This is a genomic window from uncultured Aquimarina sp., from assembly GCF_947492405.1.
GTDB lineage: Bacteria > Bacteroidota > Bacteroidia > Flavobacteriales > Flavobacteriaceae > Aquimarina.
The window spans coordinates 333,889-351,893 of record NZ_CANLMP010000003.1; the positions used below are offsets into that span (position 1 = coordinate 333,889).

17 protein-coding genes and 2 tRNA genes are annotated in these 18,005 nt (G+C 32.0%); 8 read left to right on the top strand and 11 right to left on the bottom strand.

What is annotated here, in order from left to right; translation table 11 throughout:
• Positions 1 to 52 precede the first annotated feature (52 nt).
• The 5 genes from proS to Q0829_RS12995 all read left to right on the top strand — a co-directional run bounded on the left by proS (position 53) and on the right by Q0829_RS12995 (position 3,156).
• Positions 53 to 1,531: a proline--tRNA ligase gene (gene proS / locus Q0829_RS12975; RefSeq protein ID WP_298543492.1), complete on the top strand. Its 1,479-nt coding sequence runs from the start codon at positions 53 to 55 to the stop codon at positions 1,529 to 1,531.
• A gap of 80 nt (positions 1,532 to 1,611) precedes the next feature.
• Positions 1,612 to 1,683, top strand: a tRNA-Glu gene (locus Q0829_RS12980).
• A 69-nt stretch (positions 1,684 to 1,752) separates the two neighbouring features.
• A tRNA-Glu gene (locus Q0829_RS12985) sits at positions 1,753 to 1,824 on the top strand.
• Positions 1,825 to 1,859: 35 nt separating this feature from the next.
• The gene (gene rpsT / locus Q0829_RS12990) at positions 1,860 to 2,108 is read left to right on the top strand and encodes a 30S ribosomal protein S20 (protein WP_027392409.1); all 249 of its coding nucleotides are present in this window, start codon (positions 1,860 to 1,862) and stop codon (positions 2,106 to 2,108) included.
• Between the two features lie 397 nt (positions 2,109 to 2,505).
• The gene (locus tag Q0829_RS12995) at positions 2,506 to 3,156 is read left to right on the top strand and encodes a hypothetical protein (protein WP_298543498.1); all 651 of its coding nucleotides are present in this window, start codon (positions 2,506 to 2,508) and stop codon (positions 3,154 to 3,156) included.
• Between the two features lie 192 nt (positions 3,157 to 3,348).
• On the opposite strand, the gene Q0829_RS13000 is transcribed toward Q0829_RS12995, so the two are convergent.
• From Q0829_RS13000 to Q0829_RS13010, 3 genes are all read right to left on the bottom strand, one after another.
• Entirely contained in the window at positions 3,349 to 4,584 is a 1,236-nt protein-coding gene (locus Q0829_RS13000) for a glycosyltransferase (RefSeq protein ID WP_298543500.1), read from the bottom strand.
• Positions 4,585 to 4,655: 71 nt separating this feature from the next.
• Positions 4,656 to 5,435: a C4-type zinc ribbon domain-containing protein gene (locus tag Q0829_RS13005; protein WP_298543503.1), complete on the bottom strand. Its 780-nt coding sequence runs from the start codon at positions 5,433 to 5,435 to the stop codon at positions 4,656 to 4,658.
• Positions 5,436 to 5,438: 3 nt separating this feature from the next.
• Complete coding sequence (locus Q0829_RS13010) at positions 5,439 to 6,533, bottom strand: Nif3-like dinuclear metal center hexameric protein (RefSeq protein ID WP_298543506.1); 1,095 nt, start codon at positions 6,531 to 6,533, stop codon at positions 5,439 to 5,441.
• A gap of 109 nt (positions 6,534 to 6,642) precedes the next feature.
• On the opposite strand from Q0829_RS13010, the gene lpxK reads away from it, so the two are divergent.
• A complete protein-coding gene (lpxK, locus tag Q0829_RS13015; RefSeq protein WP_298543509.1) occupies positions 6,643 to 7,650 on the top strand; it encodes a tetraacyldisaccharide 4'-kinase in 1,008 nt (335 codons plus the stop codon).
• 114 nt (positions 7,651 to 7,764) lie between these two features.
• Here the strand turns inward: lpxK and Q0829_RS13020 are convergent, their stop codons facing one another.
• Genes Q0829_RS13020 through lipA form a run of 3 tightly spaced genes read right to left on the bottom strand, consistent with a single transcriptional unit; the run spans position 7,765 to position 11,914 of the window.
• Entirely contained in the window at positions 7,765 to 9,987 is a 2,223-nt protein-coding gene (locus tag Q0829_RS13020; protein ID WP_298543512.1) for a response regulator, read from the bottom strand.
• A 28-nt stretch (positions 9,988 to 10,015) separates the two neighbouring features.
• Positions 10,016 to 11,020, bottom strand: coding sequence for a type I glyceraldehyde-3-phosphate dehydrogenase (gap, locus tag Q0829_RS13025; protein ID WP_298543514.1), 1,005 nt, complete (start codon positions 11,018 to 11,020; stop codon positions 10,016 to 10,018).
• A gap of 21 nt (positions 11,021 to 11,041) precedes the next feature.
• Positions 11,042 to 11,914: a lipoyl synthase gene (gene lipA, locus Q0829_RS13030; protein ID WP_298318282.1), complete on the bottom strand. Its 873-nt coding sequence runs from the start codon at positions 11,912 to 11,914 to the stop codon at positions 11,042 to 11,044.
• Positions 11,915 to 12,441: 527 nt separating this feature from the next.
• On the opposite strand from lipA, the gene Q0829_RS13035 reads away from it, so the two are divergent.
• Positions 12,442 to 12,675, top strand: a complete 234-nt coding sequence (locus Q0829_RS13035) for a hypothetical protein (protein ID WP_118461375.1) — start codon at positions 12,442 to 12,444, stop codon at positions 12,673 to 12,675.
• A gap of 57 nt (positions 12,676 to 12,732) precedes the next feature.
• Here the strand turns inward: Q0829_RS13035 and Q0829_RS13040 are convergent, their stop codons facing one another.
• The 4 genes from Q0829_RS13040 to Q0829_RS13055 all read right to left on the bottom strand — a co-directional run bounded on the left by Q0829_RS13040 (position 12,733) and on the right by Q0829_RS13055 (position 15,968).
• Positions 12,733 to 13,305 (bottom strand): sigma-70 family RNA polymerase sigma factor, encoded by a 573-nt coding sequence (locus Q0829_RS13040; protein WP_298543516.1) that lies wholly within the window; start codon positions 13,303 to 13,305, stop codon positions 12,733 to 12,735.
• Positions 13,306 to 13,337: 32 nt separating this feature from the next.
• Complete coding sequence (locus Q0829_RS13045) at positions 13,338 to 13,544, bottom strand: membrane or secreted protein (protein ID WP_298543519.1); 207 nt, start codon at positions 13,542 to 13,544, stop codon at positions 13,338 to 13,340.
• Positions 13,545 to 13,652: 108 nt separating this feature from the next.
• Positions 13,653 to 14,666, bottom strand: a complete 1,014-nt coding sequence (gene murB / locus Q0829_RS13050) for a UDP-N-acetylmuramate dehydrogenase (RefSeq protein ID WP_298543521.1) — start codon at positions 14,664 to 14,666, stop codon at positions 13,653 to 13,655.
• Between the two features lie 72 nt (positions 14,667 to 14,738).
• Positions 14,739 to 15,968, bottom strand: a complete 1,230-nt coding sequence (locus tag Q0829_RS13055; protein ID WP_298543523.1) for a pyridoxal phosphate-dependent aminotransferase — start codon at positions 15,966 to 15,968, stop codon at positions 14,739 to 14,741.
• Between the two features lie 105 nt (positions 15,969 to 16,073).
• Here Q0829_RS13055 and Q0829_RS13060 point away from each other — a divergent pair, with 105 nt between their 5' ends.
• Positions 16,074 to 17,456: an aspartyl protease family protein gene (locus Q0829_RS13060; protein ID WP_298543525.1), complete on the top strand. Its 1,383-nt coding sequence runs from the start codon at positions 16,074 to 16,076 to the stop codon at positions 17,454 to 17,456.
• 52 nt (positions 17,457 to 17,508) lie between these two features.
• On the opposite strand, the gene Q0829_RS13065 is transcribed toward Q0829_RS13060, so the two are convergent.
• Complete coding sequence (locus Q0829_RS13065; RefSeq protein WP_298543528.1) at positions 17,509 to 17,913, bottom strand: DUF1573 domain-containing protein; 405 nt, start codon at positions 17,911 to 17,913, stop codon at positions 17,509 to 17,511.
• Positions 17,914 to 18,005: the final 92 nt, after the last annotated feature.

An 18,005-nucleotide genomic window follows, 5' to 3' on the forward strand; every position in this document is an offset into this window, starting at 1 on the left:
CTAACTATTTTTTATTTAACAAAGTCACAACATTTGTGCCAAATAGCAGGTTATGAGCAAAAATCTAACGAAACGTAGTGAGGATTATTCTAAATGGTATAACGAATTGGTCGTAAAGGCTGATTTAGCTGAGAATTCGGCGGTAAGAGGGTGTATGGTAATTAAGCCCTATGGATATGCAATTTGGGAGAAAATGCAGGCCGAATTAGATCGAAAATTTAAGGAAACAGGTCATCAAAATGCATATTTTCCTCTATTTGTTCCTAAAAGTCTGTTTGAAGCTGAGGAAAAAAATGCAGAAGGCTTTGCAAAAGAATGTGCAGTAGTGACTCATTATAGATTAAAAACTGATCCGGAGGATGCTTCAAAATTAGTGGTGGATCCAAAAGCTAAGTTGGAGGAAGAACTAATTGTGCGTCCTACTTCCGAGGCAATTATTTGGAATACTTACAAAGGTTGGGTTCAATCATATAGAGATCTGCCTATTTTGATAAACCAATGGGCGAATGTAGTGAGATGGGAGATGAGAACACGCTTGTTTTTAAGAACTGCTGAGTTTTTATGGCAAGAAGGTCATACAGCTCACGAAACAAGACAAGAAGCAATAGCAGAAACCGAACAAATGAATAATGTATACGCTGACTTTGTAGAAAATTTCATGGCTATTCCTGTTGTTAAAGGTAGAAAAACAGAAAGTGAACGTTTTGCAGGAGCAGAAGATACATATTGTATAGAGGCATTGATGCAAGATGGTAAAGCATTACAAGCAGGGACGTCACATTTTTTAGGACAGAATTTTGCAAAAGCATTTGATGTGAAATTTACTTCTAAAGAAGGAAAACTTGATTATGTTTGGGCTACATCTTGGGGGGTTTCAACCAGATTGATGGGAGCTTTGATTATGACACATAGTGATGATAAAGGATTGGTTTTACCTCCTAATCTTGCTCCAATACAAGTTGTTATTGTGCCTATATATAAAGGAGAAGAGCAATTGAGTCAAATTTCTGAAGTTGCTAATGAGTTGGTTAGTGATTTAAGAGTAAAAGGAATCTCTGTGAAATTTGATAACAGAGATACTTATAGACCAGGAGCAAAGTTTGCGCAATATGAATTACAAGGAGTTCCTTTGCGAATAGCAATTGGTCCTAAGGATTTAGAAAAAGGAACTGTAGAATTAGCACGTCGTGATACTTTGTCGAAACAATTTGTAAATAAAGATGAGGTTGTAAGTACTATCGAGTCTTTACTTGTTGAAATACAAAATAGTTTACATAAGAAAGCTACGGAATATAGAGATGATCATATTACAGAAGTAGCTACTTTTGACGAATTTAAAGACGTTTTAGAGAATAAAGGAGGATTTATATCAGCTCATTGGGATGGTACTATAGAAACTGAGCAAAAGATAAAAGAGTTGACTAAAGCGACTATACGCTGCATTCCTTTTGATGCTAAAGAAGAAAATGGGAGCTGTGTATACAGTGGTAAACCCTCTAAAGTGAGGGTGTTATTTGCTAAAGCATATTAAGTTTTAGAAAAAAATAAAATAACTCTTGCGCCATTAAAAAATAGTTGTATTTTTGCATCCGCAATTAGACAAACAACTATGGCCCGTTCGTCTATCGGCTAGGACGCCAGGTTTTCATCCTGGTAAGAGGGGTTCGATTCCCCTACGGGCTACGAATTAAAAAATTAATTGCAAGTTTAGAGTGAAAGCTATAAATTTGCAATCCTTGTAAAAGGAAAAAAGGCCCGTTCGTCTATCGGCTAGGACGCCAGGTTTTCATCCTGGTAAGAGGGGTTCGATTCCCCTACGGGCTACGAATTTTATAGTAAAGAAATTTAACAAAGAAAAGATGGCAAATCATAAGTCAGCATTAAAGAGAATTAGAAATAGTGAGACAAAGCGTCTTAGAAACAAATATCAGCATAAAACTACACGTAATGCTATCAAGAAATTACGTGAAGCTGATAAGAAAGAGGCTGAGACTTTGTTTCCTTCTGTAGTTTCTATGATTGATAGATTAGCAAAGCGTAATATTATACATGATAATAAAGCTGCTAACCTAAAATCTAAGCTAGCTAAGCACGTAGCGGCTCTTTAAATAAAAGAGTTTTATAATATATTGAAAAGCTTCTTCACTTTAGTGAAGAGGCTTTTTTTGTTTTAGTGTTTTAAAGTTGATTTGCTTTCCTGTCTATTGTATTCTATAGACGGTTAGTTAATACGATACTTTAAAAGCAAATCTTTTTGTTATAAAATTTTAGTCAATTTTCCTAAATCGATGAGACTTTTAATAAAGCCTCTCTGAATTGCAATCTTTAATTTTGGTTTAGTTATTTAGAACTAGAATTTTTAAAAAAAAGTTATAAGGATAATTTTAGATCATATGACTTAGTTACTAATCCAGTTCTATTTAAAGCTAAAAATTCTGATCAGAATTTATCACTAATTCATTTATAAACTCCTTGAGAGGAGTTTTAATTCTTAAAACCTATATTATGAAATCAAAAATTTTTAAAAAAATCACGACTAATTCGGTAGCGTTATTTTTCATTGTTTCGTTCCTTTTATCTTGTGAAAAAAACTCTCAAACTGATGATCTTACAGAGGACTCTCAGCAAATAGATGTAACTGATGAAGAGCTTGCAGAGGATAAAGATTATATTGCTATGGAGAGCTTATCTGAAGAAATTTTTACAGAATATAGAGCTGTATTGAAATCAAGTGGTGTTTCTATAGATGATTACAAGAAAATACTTTTAAACAAAGATGAAGAAGCGGCTGAAGAAATTTTTAGAGGGAAAGAAGAATTTTTCTCAAATAAGATTAGCTTAATGAAAATGCACATAGCTGTATTAAGTGAAAAATATCCATCATTGCAAGATGGCGTGCCTGTAGACGAAACTTATGATGATTATATTTTGCGTTCGGAAAAATCTATAAATGGTTTAGAAACGGGTTTTTTGAATGATGCGGATTCTAAAAATTTATATAGATGTCCTCCTAGTTATTTTAGATGTATGGCAATTGCTTTTGGAACTGGAGGTATCTGTGTTGTAAGTACTGCTGGGTTGGTGAGTTGGGCTTGTATTCTTCTTTATGGGTTTCAGGCAATTGATTGTGTGTTGTCTCATTGTCAAAGGGTATAGATAGAAAGAAATGAAACCCTTGTTTATACGTATGATAAATACGTTGTTTTTGTAAAATAAAGGAAACCGTTCAGGGTTGTTTAATTTCTGAACGGTTTTATATTTGTTTGTCTTTTGTTGAGATGATTTATATTTAGTTTGGATATTGTATTGCTATTAATGAAATAGAGTTCTCTGTATTTTAAAATACTTTTACCTATTCTTTTCCTCTATCCAACGAGACATGAATTCTGTACTTCTCAGCGTGTGGTATTGTAACATGGATCCTATAAAGTTTTTAGAACGATGATTTTCTAGGTTGTTCTGTAGTTCAACTATTTTTTGAATAAATTGATTGCTATACTTTTCTTTTGAAAATAAGGTGTTAATAATTTCTATTCCATTTTGCTGTGCTTGGCTCCAAATGTTTTGATTGTTGTGTAATTTTACAGCAGCATTTGCAAATTCCTCCGGTTTGTCTTTGATAAATCCATTCCAGTCGGAATCTTCTCCAAGCATACCTTCTGCTCCGATTGAAGAAGTGATACTAGGAGTGCCGTATAACATTGCTTCAGCTAATTTGCCTTTGATTCCTGCTCCAAAGCGCAAAGGTGCAAGGCATACACGTGCTTGTTTCATAACCTCCTGAGCATTTTTTGCCCAACCTTTGATGTGGAAGCCTTGCTGTGCATTGTGTAATTGTGTTGCTTTTGGTGGGGGGTATGCGCCATATATGTGTAATTCTACTTCGGGTAATTGTTTTTTTATTAAGGGCCAGATAGTTTCTTTAAGGTATAGAATACTATTCCAGTTTGGTTCATGGCGAAAATTTCCAATGGTTATAAAATGATTTCTTTTGCTAAACGTGGGCCACTTTTGTTTTGTTTCTTCTGTAATTGAATCTAAGAGAAAAGGAAGGTGGTGTGTTAATTCTTTATCAATGTTAAATTCCTTTTTTAATAGGTTTGTTTCGAAATCAGAAATAATTAAGGAAAGGTCACAGCGATAAATGCTGGCAATTTCTCTTTTTGTAATGTCACTTTTTTTTAAATCTGAATAATTAAATGTGGTTCCAGCTTTAAATGCTTCTTGTCTTGTTTTGCGAAGACAGTGTAGATCCTCGGTATTTAAAATTTTAAGAGTATCTGGAAGGTGTTTTGTAACTCTCCATCCGAATTGCTCTTCTGTCATGAATCTATCAAACACTACGATATTTGGGTGTAATTTATTAAGGAAATTATCAAAACTATCATTGTTGATTTCGATATTGGCCTTACTAACACCAAGTGTTTCGATGTTATGCATATGATTATTTTCTGCAGCTGTACTTGCAAAAGTAATTTTCCACCCCTCAGATAAGAATAGTTGTATTAGTTGTAGCATTCGGGCTCCCGCTGCTGATGAATTAGGTTCTGGCCATACATTGCCTATGATTAGAATGCTATTCATTTGTTGTTTTTGTAAAAAATAAAAAAGCCTCAGAAATATCTGAGGCTATAATATTATATAAAAAAATAAATTTAAGACAGTTTAGAAAACATTGTCTCCATTTTTTCCTTTTCTTCTTGTGCTAATGCTTGATCTACTAATATACGACCACTATGCTCGTCTGTAATAATTTTTTTACGAGAAGCAATCTCCATCTGAACTTGAGGGGGGATTGTGAAGAAAGAACCTCCAGAAGCTCCACGCTCAATAGGTACAACTGCTAATCCGTTCTTAACATTGTTTCTGATTCTGTTATAAGCAGCTACCAATCTCTCTTCTATTTGTTTTTGGAAATCTTCTGACTTAGCTATTAGAGCTTGTTCTTCTTTTTCAGTTTCAGCAAGAATAGCATCAAGTTCTCCTTTTTTATGACTAAGGTGTTTGTTTCTTTCAGAAAGACGTTCCTTAGTTTGATCGATAATTTCATTTTTCTGAACGATCTGTGCTTTAAATTCTTTAATATGCTTATCAGATAGCTCGATTTCTAGTTCCTGAAACTCTATTTCTTTACTAAGAGAGTTGTATTCACGATTGTTTCGTACATTTTTTTGTTGCTCTCCGTATTTTTTGATTAAAGATTTAGCTTCTTCGATTAGATTCTTCTTCGTCTTGATGCTTTCGTCAATAGTCTCAAGATCTACATTTAATTTTTCTAATCTTTTATTTAATCCGGCTACTTCATCTTCGAGATCTTCAACTTCTAATGGAAGCTCTCCACGCACGTTTCTAATCTCATCAACTCTAGAGTCAATTAATTGCAAATCGTATAATGCTCTTAATTTTTGCTCAACAGTAACTTCTTTCTTTGCCATATTTTATATGTATTGAATGGGATTGGTGTTTTTATCCGATAAAATGATTGCAAAATTACTAATTTTTTTTCTAAGATAGCTAACAATTAAGTTTTTTGTGTACTGCTCACTTTCATAATGACCAATATCTGCGAGAATAAGTTTATTTTCCGCTTCATAAAACTGGTGATATTTTAGATCAGCTGTTATAAATATGTCTGCTCCAGCATTTTGGGCGTTTTTAATGGCGAAACTACCGCTACCACCTAACACAGCAACTTTTTTAATTGGCTTGTTCAATAGTGCAGAATGTCTAACGCAGCCTGTTTGAAAAATTTCTTTGATATGTTTTAAAAATAGAATCTCATCCATTTCTTCTGGTAATTCACCAATCATTCCCATACCGATATGCTGGTTTCTGTTTTCTAAAGTTGTAATTTCATAAGCAACTTCTTCATAAGAGTGATTATCTAGTAATGCTTTTAAAATTTTATTTTCATTGTGTTTAGCATATGTAATCTGTATTTGAGTTTCGTTTTCGTAATGTGTTTTGCCAATTTCTCCAATGGATGGATTTGTGTTTTCCGAAGCTCTAAAAGTCCCAGTTCCATCTGATGAAAAACTGCAATTATCATAATTACCAATAGTGCCAGCTCCTGCATCGAATAGTTTAGATCGTAACGAATCAGCTTCTTTATTAGGAGCAAAAGTGATCAATTTTTTTATGTTTCCACTTTGTGGGATCAGAATTTTTCGATTCAATAATCCTAGTTGTTCGCAGATCATATCATTCACTCCATGAAAGGCATTGTCAAGTGCTGTATGGATTGCAAAAATAGCAATATCATGTTTTATCGCTTTCATAACCACACGTTCTACGTAATTGTTACCGTTAAATTTTTTAATGCCTTTGAAAACTATGGGATGGAAGCTAACAATAAGATTGCAGTTTTTTTCTATGGCTTCGTCTATTATAATTTCTAAAGCATCTAGTGTAACAAGAATCCCTGTAATAGTTGTGTTTTTATTTCCAACTAATAACCCTACGTTGTCAAAATCTTCAGCATAGTTCATTGGAGCTAAAGTTTCAAGGTGTTGTATAACCTCTTTAATCTGCATTTGTGAATGTTTTTAAATATAAATTGAATGTAAAAAAACTTTTGCCAATAATCAAAGTTTCGTTTTATACATTTGTCGTTATAAAATTATAAATAGTAAGTATAAGCGTTTGGATTTATTACGAAAAATACTTTTACCGATTGTTCCTGTGTACTATTTCGTGACTTGGTTACGTAATAAATTGTATGATTTAGAGATAAAAAAATCAGTTTCATATGATTTTCCAGTGATTGCAGTGGGTAATTTAAGTGTCGGCGGAACTGGCAAATCACCTATGGTGGAATACCTTATTCGATTGCTAAAAGATAAAGTAACGTTAGCAACGCTTAGTAGAGGGTACAAAAGAGAAACAAAAGGGTTTCTTGAGGTTAAACCAAGTGCTACTGCGAAAGAAGTAGGGGATGAGCCATTACAGTTTAAAACTAAATTTACAAATGTAACAGTGGCTGTTGATGGAGATAGGCGTAATGGTATAACAAACTTAAAAACTCGGAATTCTAATCTTGAAGTCATTTTGTTAGATGATGCTTATCAACATCGTAAAGTAAAAGCAGGATTTTATATTTTACTTACTCCATATTATGATTTATATTGTAACGATATCGTATTACCTACAGGGAATTTAAGAGAACCTAGAAGTGGTGCAGATCGCGCAGATATTATTGTGGTTACCAAATGTCCAAATGGTTTAGGAAATGAAATCATGGGAGAGATTGAAAAGAAATTAAAAGTAAAGCCTTTTCAAACCTTATTTTTTTCTACAATTGATTATGGAAATAATATTATTAATGCATCTGGCAATCGATCATTAAGTACTCTTAAAAAGACTTCATTCGCTTTGGTTACAGGAATTGCTAACCCTAAACCGTTAGTAGATTATTATCATTCGTTAGGTCTTAATTTTAGTCATATTAATTTTCCTGATCATCATAACTTTACGGATGCTGAGCTTGATCTGTTAAAAAAGCATAAATTGATAGTTACTACAGAAAAAGATTATGTGAGGTTAGCTCCTAATTTTTCTGAAGATATATTGTGGTACCAACCCATTGAGATGAAATTTATCAAAAACCAAGATACTTTTGACAAAAGTATATTATCTTATATAAAAAAATGAGATCCTATATGTGATCTCATTTTTAATGTTTTGGCTAACTCAAATCAAACAGAGAAATAATTGTATCTCTTCTTATGTTTGAGTTATATATTAATCAATAGATATGCCAAACCTTTAAGAAGTGGTTTGTTTTTTTGACAATGCTTTATGCAGTTTAGTAAAAAACTCTTCTGTTTTATAGGGTTTAGGAATGATGTCATTAAAACCATTGTTATAGAATTCATCTAAATTATCGTCCAGAGTTACAGCAGTTAAAGCTACAATAGGAATTTCGGTATTGAATTCTCTAATTTGTTTTGTTGCTTCGATTCCACTTATTCCTGGCATATGAATATCCATAAGAACTAAATCAAATTCGCTATTTTTTACTTTATTGACAGCAATGTCGCCATTATCGGCCACGTCACAGATCATTTTGTTTTTCTCTAATATTTTCCTGGTTATAAGTTGATTGATTTTATTGTCTTCCACAACCAGAACTCTTTTGTCTATCATTACGCTATAGTCGATCTTTTTGGCTTCTTCTTGATAATTAGAGACAACATCTTCAAACACTTCAAATTTAAGATCGAAATGGAATCTGGATCCCTGTCCTAATTCACTTTCTAATTTGATTTCACTATCCATTAGAGAGAGTAGGTTTTTAACGATGGATAATCCTAAGCCGGTCCCTCCGAATTTTCTATTAATCTGAACTGATCCTTGTGTGAAATTTTCAAAAATACTCTGTTGCTTTTTATCAGATATACCAACTCCATTATCCTTAATTTCAAAATTAAGAAAAACCTTGTTTTCAATATGGTTGATCATCTTCACTTTAATCCAGATGTCTCCATTTTGAGTAAACTTAATAGAGTTTCCTATAAGATTGATGAGAATTTGCGATATTTTCAGCGGATCACCTTTAAGTTTAGTAGGGATTGATTTGTCAAATTCGTAATGAAGATTATTATTACGATCTTTTGCTGACTTTCCTAAAGCTATTAAAACATCATTAATTCTTTTTTGTAGATTAAAAGAAGTATTTTCTATTTCTACTTTGTTTGCTTCTAATTTGTTTAAGTCTAGGATATTATTAATTAAAGAAAGTAGATATTCTCCAGAAAATTTAAGAGAATTTAGATGTTCTTTTTGATTAGGAGTAGGGCTTTCTTCTAACAATAAATGTGTTAACCCTGTAACTGCATATAAAGGTGTTCTTAATTCGTGTGTTATAGTGGATAAGAATTGAACTTTTGCTTCACTTGCTCGTTCTGCATTTTCTTTTGCTAAAATTAGTTCAGTATTTTTATTTTGTAATAATTCGTTGGCTCTTGCTCTCAGGTTGTTGTTTTTATATAAAGAAAGAGTAAGAAGTGATAAAATTGTTATTAGTGCAATACTTAAAATAGTGGTAAGTCTTCCCAGTTTAAGTGATTTTTGTTGTTGCTTGTTTTCTTCAGTAAGCTCTTCTATTTTAACTTTATCATCACCTAACCCCAATTTTGCTCTTGCATCCTGAGCGATTATTTCTTTGTTGATATTGAATAAAGAATCTTTAAATTGTTGATGAGATCTTAGATTAACAAGTGATGTTTCAAATTCTTCTTTCTTTTCATAGATCTGGCTATACAATTGAAAACTTTCTGATTGTATTTCGAAATATCCCATTTCAGAACCTATCTGCATTGCTAAATCATTAGTAGCTATGGCATCATCTAATGAATCTAATGCCATTTGGGCTCTTGCTTTATTTGTATAAAGTTTTGCTTTATAATACGATTGTTCAAGAAAATCAACTTTCGGAAGTCCGCTATTAAAATGTTTGATTGCCATTTCTGGTTGATTCATTTCCAGAGCTAAAAGACCTGCATTAATTTTTGCAGGACCTTCTAATCTTTCTAGATTGTTTTTCTCAATTAATGAGTACGCAAGTTCCAGGTGTTTTTTTGCTTTTTCGAAATTTTTAAGTTTTGTATGTATCGATCCGCAAACATTATAAGAATTAGCTAATGCAATTTCATCTTCTTGCTTAGTTTGGATTTTTATAGCATTTGTTATTTGTTCTTTTGCACTTTTTAGATCACCTAGTTCCAAATATAATTCTGCTAAAACTCGATTTGTTTTAGCCCTATATGTTTTATTTTGATTTTCTACTGCAAGTTCTTTTGCTAGTGTAATATTTTCTAAAGCAGTTGCTAATTGAGCTGTGTTTATAGCGTAAGAAGCTTTGGTTAGATAGTTCTCAATAGAATCCTTAACTCCTCTGTTTTCTTGGATTTCTCCAGTTTGCGAAGAAGCTATGAAGCTACAGCTAAATAAAAATATAAATATAAAATTTTTGATTTGGGTTGGCATTTTCCTTGAAATAACTCAACTAATATAGTTATTTCTTACAAATGTTGATAATTAAATCTATTATTCTGTTACTATATCCTATTTCATTATCATACCAGCCTATAATTTTAACCATTTTTCCAATAACTGAAGTCATTAGAGAGTCGAAAACACAAGAATGTGGATTTCCTATGATATCTACAGATACAATTGGGTCTTCTGTGTAGGCTAAAATATCTTTTAGATGAGATTCGGAAGCATTCTTAAATGCATTGTTTATTTCTTCTATTGAGGTCTCTTTTTTTACATTAAATGTTATATCAGTTAACGATCCATCTGGAACAGGGACTCTAATTCCACATCCTCCTATAACATTACTCAATTTTGGAAAAATCTTTGTTAATGCTTTTGCAGCTCCTGTGGTTGTAGGAACGATAGATTGACTTGCTGCTCGGGCTCTTCTCAAATCTCTATGAGGTTGATCGTGTAAACTTTGATCAGTTGTGTAACTATGAACTGTGGTTATGTACGCTTGCTCAATACCACAAAGTTCATCTATTACTTTGATCATTGGAGCGGCATTATTGGTTGTACAAGAAGCATTAGATATGATGGTTTCCTTACCATTAAGGATATGTTCATTGACACCTAATACTATAGTTTTTATGGAATCTTCTAGAGGAGGAGCTGAAAGAATTACTTTTTTGGCTCCTGAGGTAATATGTTTTTGAGCAGCTTCTTTAGTTTTAAACTTTCCGGTAGCTTCTATTACGACATCAATATTGTGTTTTTTCCAATTACAATCACCAGGATGTTTTTCGTTTAGTAAAGGAATTGATTTATTGTTAACTATAATGATATTGTTTTTATGAGAAACATCATGAGTTAAAACCCCGTGAATACTGTCGTATTTAAGAAGGTGGCTTAGTGTTTTGGCATCGGCAAGATCATTTATCGCTACGACTTCGATATCTGGATGATTGATTAATAACCTAAAAAGATTACGACCGATTCTTCCAAATCCGTTAATAGCTACTCTTATGGGTGTATTCATTACTTGTTACTTGTGAAAAGATTAAGTCAGGTGCTTTTGAGCTTTATAAGAAGAGCGAACCAATGCTCCACTTTCGACATGTCTGAAGCCCATTTCCAACCCGATCTCTTCATATTTTTTAAACTGATCTGGCGTAATGAATTGTTTTACTGGTAAATGTTTTTTGCTTGGTTGTAAATATTGTCCAATAGTTACGATATCAAGATTTACAGCCCTTAAGTCCTTAAGCACCTGTATAACTTCTTCTTCAGTTTCACCAAGTCCTAGCATGATTCCACTTTTCGTGCGATTGATACCATTATCTTTTAGATATTTAAGAACCTGAAGACTTTGTTCGTATTTAGCTTGGATACGAACTTCTCTTGTTAGTCTTTTTACTGTTTCCATATTATGTGAAACAACTTCCGGTTTTACAGCAATGATTCTATCGATGTTTTTAGTCTTGCCTTGGAAATCAGGTATTAAAGTTTCTAAGGTGGTTTCAGGATTCATTCGACGAATTGCCTGAATCGTTTCTGCCCAGATAATTGATCCTCCATCTGCTAAGTCATCTCTATCCACAGAGGTTACAACAGCATGTTTAATATTCATAATTTTAATAGAACGAGCAACTTTTTCTGGTTCTTCCCAGTCTACTGTTTCTGGTCTTCCTGTTTTTACACCACAAAAACCACAAGATCTGGTACAGATATTACCTAATATCATAAAAGTAGCAGTACCCTCACTCCAACATTCTCCCATATTAGGACAACTTCCTGAAGTGCATATTGTATGTAAATTATATTTATCGACTAAACCACGAAGTTCGGTGTATTTTTTTCCGGTTGGTAATTTTACCCGTAACCATTTTGGTTTTCCTTTTGGAGGAGCAACAGTAGTAACGTCATTATTCATACTCGGCAATATTTTGTACAAAAATACAAAGAAAGCTTAGATTAAAATATAGTTTTAGGGATTCTTCTAGGTTTTGGTTTGATTCATATTAAACAAATCATGATGATTAGAATCTTGACGTTTATAATGAGTTGTTTAGAAAATTTAATTTTTCAAAAACCATATTTCAGTAGTATAATACTTACAAAATACGGTTTGAAGGGAATTTTTAAGTTAAAAAAAATGATAATTATAAAATTAGCAATTGTTGAATTTTTTTAGTGTACTGAAGATTCTTTTGGATTGATTTTCAATACTTTGTGCTTTTTTGCAATAAACATTTACGATGTTTCTGGGGATATTTTCTTTAGTATTTTAAATATTTTTTATGGTTAAACCGTAATTTTATTGCGGTTTTTGTGCATAATATAATTTCTTTTTATATTTTTGGCATACATAATTTTGAGTAGAAATACTTTAAATCATGGTTAAAATTAGCTTAACCCCATTTTTTATTCATTAAAAAAAAGTTAAAAAACCAAACACAAATGTCAAAAGAAGATTTAGAACAACAGAAACAATTGCAAAAAAACAGGAAACGAGTAGAAAAATGGTTAATTAATAATCAAAATTTTATTAATATAACCGGTATTGAAAAAGAAATATCTGCTCCTAAAGGACTCGTTCAAAAATTTATTAAATATGATAAAAAAATAAACGACAAATGGATTAATCCATTACACGAGGTCTTAAAAAGAATAGCTACTTTTAGTCTTAGATAGCTTAATTGATTTATTGAGAATAACAAAAAGAGAGTTAAATAGATTTTAAAAATTTAATTAACTCTCTTTCTTATTAGTAATAATTTCTGCAAGAAGTTTTCTGGCTCTTAGTAATTTTACCTTTACATTATTCATAGGTTCATCTAATACTTCAGAAATTTCTTTATAACTTAATTCTTGAAAATATCTTAGGTTTATAACCTCTTGATAATGCGGTTTAAGTTGTTTAATATACCTAAGTAATTGAGCAAGGTTTTGCTCTGTAATCAATTTATCTTCTGGTGTTGGAGTGTCATCTATTATTTTGTAAACAACATCATCAACCTCTGTAGTTGTTTTAGAGCGGATTGAAGCATTTTTTTTTCTTAATAGATCGATATGAATATTTTTAGAAATCTGGATTAACCAAGTTTTAAAATTATATTCTTCTTTAAATGTATCTATTTTATCGAATGCTTTAGAAAAACTTTGAATAGATATGTCTTCTGCTTCATATTCGTTTTGAGTTCTCTTAAGTTGAAAATTAAAAACATCATTCCAAAAAGTATCCAAAAGATAATTAAAAGACGCTTGTTTGCCTTCTTTGGCTTTTTTTATATGTTCTGAAAGTGTTAAGAGTTCTTTTTCCAATGAAGTGTTTTTGAATGGAAATCGTTGATCAATTATTTAGAGTGCTCTGTTTCATTACAATTAGCGTATTGATCTGGAGTCTTGCCACACATAGAACAAGATTCACCTTCTTTGTTAAGGAAAGGACTTTGGCTTGCGCAGGTACCTGCAAATTTTCCATCCTTTTTGGCCCATATTTTAATAGCGATTCCTGCAAAAGCTATTAATAAAAGACCTACCGTAAGTAATACCAGTTTCATAATTTAATGTGATCTAAATTAGTGTGCAAAGATACGAAGAAAAATAGCTGAAATTATGATTTATAGAAAATTAGATTTATTACAGATCTAAAAAAAATACGAGTGTATTTAAATTATATTTACTTCAGTTTCTAATACAATGTCAAATTTTTCTTTAATGGTTTTCTGAATTTTTTTAGAGAGTTCTAATATTTCCTGACCGCTGGCATTGTTATAGTTTACTAGTACTAGTGCTTGTTTTGCATGAACGCCTGCATCACCCCAACGTTTTCCTTTAAATCCGCTTTGTTCGATAAGCCATCCTGCAGGAATTTTGGTGTTGTCTTTATCTATTTGATAAAATGGAATACCTGGGTGTAATTCCTGTAACTTGTCAAATTTTTCCGAAGAGATTACAGGGTTTTTAAAGAAACTTCCGCTATTACCAATTTCTTTAGGATCGGGTAATTTACTTTTACGGATAGCTATAACCGCTTCCGAAATATCCTTAATTGTTGGAGAAATGATGTTTTTCTCTTTTAATGCGTTTTCAATAGCTCCGTAGCTTGTATTCAAGGTGTGATCTTTTATGGTTAGCCTAAAAGTCACTTTTGTAATTATATATTTTCCTTTTAATTCATTTTTAAAAATGGAATTCCTGTATCCGAAATTACACTCTTCCTTTGTGAAATGCTTTTTTATACCGCTAGTAAGTTGAATAGCTTCGCAACTGACAAAGCTATCTTTTAATTCTACACCATATGCGCCAATGTTTTGAATCGGAGCACTGCCAACATATCCAGGTATTAGTGAAAGGTTTTCTAAGCCTCCAAAATTATTATTGATACAGTATTGAACAAAATCATGCCAGTTTTCTCCCGCATTAGCAGAAACTAACACAGAACTATCGGATTGAATATTCGTTGTAATTCCTTTAATTGCAATATGCAAAACCAGAGCTTCCAGATTTTGAGTAAGTAACATATTACTTCCACCACTAAGAATGAAAATATTTCTATTCTTATGCGTAAAAAGTGTCTCTGTAAGCTCTTGTTCAGAATTAATTTTTATAAACTCTGTTGCTTGTACATCTATACCAAAGGTATTATGTTTTTTAAGAGATTTGTTACGTTCTATTTTCAAAAAAGATGGAATTTAAATTAACTACTGTTTTCTTTTTACTTTAAGTTCCGAAATATATGATTATTTATAGTTTTATAATGTAATATTTTCTTCAGCAACTGAAATTACATTCTGATTAGTGTATTTTTCTAATGCAAGCTTTAGAATATTAACAGCTTTTTTTAGATCTCTTCTGTTTAGAACATAAGCTATTCTTACTTGATTCAATCCTACATTGGGACTAGAATAAAATCCTGAAGCCGGAGCTAACATTAGTGTTTCGTTATCTACATGAAACTCATCTAATAGCCATTTTGCAAAATGATCTGCGTCTTTTATTGGTAATTCTGCGATACAATAAAAAGCTCCACTTGGCATAGCTACTTTAACACCAGGTATTTGTCTTAATCCTTCAACTAGTGTATCTCTTCTTGTCTTATACTTTGCTACGGTTTCCATATAATAAGATTCTGGAGCTTCTAGCGCTGCTTCACTTGCAATTTGTGCAAATGTAGGAGGGCTCAATCTAGCTTGTGCAAACTTCATAGCCGTTTCCATAACACTTTTGTTTTTACTTACCATACAGCCTATTCTAGCGCCACACATGCTATATCTCTTGGAAACCGAATCTACCACTATAGCATGGTCGTTAAGAGCCCTTTCTTGTAGAATTGAGTAATGTTCTGACTCTCCGTACACAAACTCTCTGTATACTTCGTCTGAGATTAAGAATAAATCATATTTAATGGCTAGTTTTGCTAGCTGTTGTATTTCTTCTTTACTGTATAAATAGCCTGTAGGATTGCCAGGATTACAAATTAGAATAGCTTTTGTTTTAGGCGTAATAAGCTTTTCGAATTCTTTTACCGGAGGTAGTGCAAATCCATTCTCAATTTTAGAAATTACAGGCACTACAGTTACTGTTGATTGAGTAGAAAAACTGTAATAGTTGGCATAAAAAGGTTCGGGAACGATAATTTCATCACCTGGATCCGTAATACTTCCCATTGTGAAAATTAATGCTTCGCTTCCTCCTGTAGTGATCAAAATATCGTCAGAGGATATCGTAATATCATGTTTTGCGTAATATCCGGCTAATTTTTTTCTAAAGCTTTCAAAACCTGCAGAATGACTATAGGCAAGAACATCTAATTTGTGATTTCTTACAGCATTCATGGCTTCTATGGGTGTTTTGATATCGGGTTGACCGATATTAAGATGAAAAATATGTTTTCCTTCTTTTACCGCTTTTTCTGCAAAAGGAGCTAATTTACGAATCGGTGATTCGGGCATTGCTTTACCTTTACTTGATATTACAGGCATTCTTTTTAAATTTTAAAAATAAAATAGCAGTAAATTTCTTAAATTATTTAGGATTTAAGTGAATTATTATCAGGAATTTTCAAGTATTTTTCTATATTTAGTGTAATGGAGATTTTGTACCTAGATTTTTATCATTTTCTTAAAGAAAAAGCCTTAATTCTATTTTTAATTGTTTCTTTTGCTTGTAATGGTCAAGATGGTTTTAAACTATCAGATGGTCTTCGTAGTGACAAGATTAAGTTCGAATTGTCTAATAATCTTATAATAATACCAGTAGAGCTTAATGGAGTTAAGTTGTCCTTTATTTTAGATACCGGAGTAGGTTCTACTATTCTTTTTAGTATCGACAAAAGAGCATCCTTAGAATTAAAAAATGCTTCAAAAATTCTTCTTAGAGGATTAGGAAACGATGCGCCTGCAGAAGCAATAAAATCTACAGGTAATTTATTAAAAATAGGAAATACTTATAGTAATAATCATACTGTATATATGATTTTTGATGAGACGATGAACTTTTCTCCTATGATGGGATTTCCGGTTCACGGGATTATAGGGTATGATTTTTTTAAAGAATTCATTCTAAATATTAGTTATTCGAAAGAATTCATTAAAATATTTGATCCTGAATCCTACAAATATAAAAAATGTAAAAAGTGCTATCAGACGGATTTAGATTTAAGTAATGGTAGAAAGAGACCTTTGGTTAAAGCTAAATACAAAACAGATAAAGGCCTGATAGATGTAAATCTTTTATTAGATTCTGGGTCTAGTTCGGCGCTATGGTTGTTTGAAAACCCTGAGATTAATCTCAATGTTCCCGAAGATTCTTTTGAGGATTTTTTAGGAACAGGTTTCAATGGGGAGATATATGGACAAAAAACAAAAGTCGAAAGTCTACACATAGGTGATTTTAAAATTAATGAAGTCACAGCATCTTTTCCAGATTCTCTTTTTATACAAGGAATTTCATTAAAAAACCGTCAAGGTTCTATCGGAGGTAGTGTGCTAAGAAGGTTTAATATGATTATGGATTATCCCAATCAAAAGATAACATTTAAAAAGAATAATTTTTTCTATAAACCTTTCCATTACAATATGAGTGGTCTTACTATTCAGCATAGTGGGGTAAGAGTATCGAAAGACTACAATTTACGTAAAGCCCCTTCTAAACCATCATTAGGTTTTGTAACCAATGATAGTAATGGTAAAATTTTGGTTGATGTTCTTAAAGCTGATGCCAGTACTTTTATATATTCGTTGCAACCGGAATATAAAATCACAGAGGTTAGGCCTGATTCACCTGCAGCAATAGCTGGATTGCTAAAGGGGGACAAAGTTCTGGAAGTAAATGGTAGAAAGTCTTACTTATATAAACTTTCGGATTTAAATGACTTGTTTTATTCAGAAGAAGGAAAGAAAATTACGATTAAAGTAGAACGTCTTGGTGTAGAAATAAAATTTATGTTTTTTCTTAAAAAAGTCATTTAAAAAAGGCTCTAGGAATTAACTTAGAGCCTTTTTTGGTATATGTTAGTGTGTTTTAATTCTTTTTTTCTAAAACACTTTTCGTGTCGTCAAGTACAGTACCTTTTATCTTAATAGCTTTGGTAGATTCCTCAGCATTAGAATACACAGTAATAGTTTTACGGATTGGTCCAACTCTTTTGGTGTCATACTTTACTTCTATAATTCCTGTTGCTCCAGGTCCAATTGGATCTTCAGGTTTTTTAGGAATAGTACATCCACAACTAGAATATACTCTGGAAATAATCAATGGAGCATTTCCTGTATTTGTGAACTCAAACTGGCGAATACCGTCACTACCCTTGGTAATTTCCCCATAATCGATCACTTCTGATTTAAACTCGATTTTTGCTTTAGCTTCCTGAGCGTTTAGGGTAATCCCCAGAAAACCAATAAATAAAATCATCATTACATTTCTCATAACGTAGGTTTTTATAATGTGTAAAAGTAGTTACTTTTTATCCAACTTCAAAATTGCGAAAGACTTTCACGTTGTCGTATATAATAATTACT

What these genes read in the sequence shown, in the direction of transcription:
- proS (WP_298543492.1), top strand. Translation starts at nt 53, where the DNA reads ATGAGCAAAAATCTAACGAAACGTAGTGAGGATTATTCTAAATGGTAT.
- rpsT (WP_027392409.1), top strand. Translation starts at nt 1,860, where the DNA reads ATGGCAAATCATAAGTCAGCATTAAAGAGAATTAGAAATAGTGAGACA.
- Q0829_RS12995 (WP_298543498.1), top strand. Translation starts at nt 2,506, where the DNA reads ATGAAATCAAAAATTTTTAAAAAAATCACGACTAATTCGGTAGCGTTA.
- Q0829_RS13000 (WP_298543500.1), bottom strand. Translation starts at nt 4,584, where the DNA reads ATGAATAGCATTCTAATCATAGGCAATGTATGGCCAGAACCTAATTCA.
- Q0829_RS13005 (WP_298543503.1), bottom strand. Translation starts at nt 5,435, where the DNA reads ATGGCAAAGAAAGAAGTTACTGTTGAGCAAAAATTAAGAGCATTATAC.
- Q0829_RS13010 (WP_298543506.1), bottom strand. Translation starts at nt 6,533, where the DNA reads ATGCAGATTAAAGAGGTTATACAACACCTTGAAACTTTAGCTCCAATG.
- Q0829_RS13020 (WP_298543512.1), bottom strand. Translation starts at nt 9,987, where the DNA reads ATGCCAACCCAAATCAAAAATTTTATATTTATATTTTTATTTAGCTGT.
- gap (WP_298543514.1), bottom strand. Translation starts at nt 11,020, where the DNA reads ATGAATACACCCATAAGAGTAGCTATTAACGGATTTGGAAGAATCGGT.
- lipA (WP_298318282.1), bottom strand. Translation starts at nt 11,914, where the DNA reads ATGAATAATGACGTTACTACTGTTGCTCCTCCAAAAGGAAAACCAAAA.
- Q0829_RS13035 (WP_118461375.1), top strand. Translation starts at nt 12,442, where the DNA reads ATGTCAAAAGAAGATTTAGAACAACAGAAACAATTGCAAAAAAACAGG.
- Q0829_RS13045 (WP_298543519.1), bottom strand. Translation starts at nt 13,544, where the DNA reads ATGAAACTGGTATTACTTACGGTAGGTCTTTTATTAATAGCTTTTGCA.
- Q0829_RS13055 (WP_298543523.1), bottom strand. Translation starts at nt 15,968, where the DNA reads ATGCCTGTAATATCAAGTAAAGGTAAAGCAATGCCCGAATCACCGATT.
- Q0829_RS13060 (WP_298543525.1), top strand. Translation starts at nt 16,074, where the DNA reads ATGGAGATTTTGTACCTAGATTTTTATCATTTTCTTAAAGAAAAAGCC.
- Q0829_RS13065 (WP_298543528.1), bottom strand. Translation starts at nt 17,913, where the DNA reads ATGAGAAATGTAATGATGATTTTATTTATTGGTTTTCTGGGGATTACC.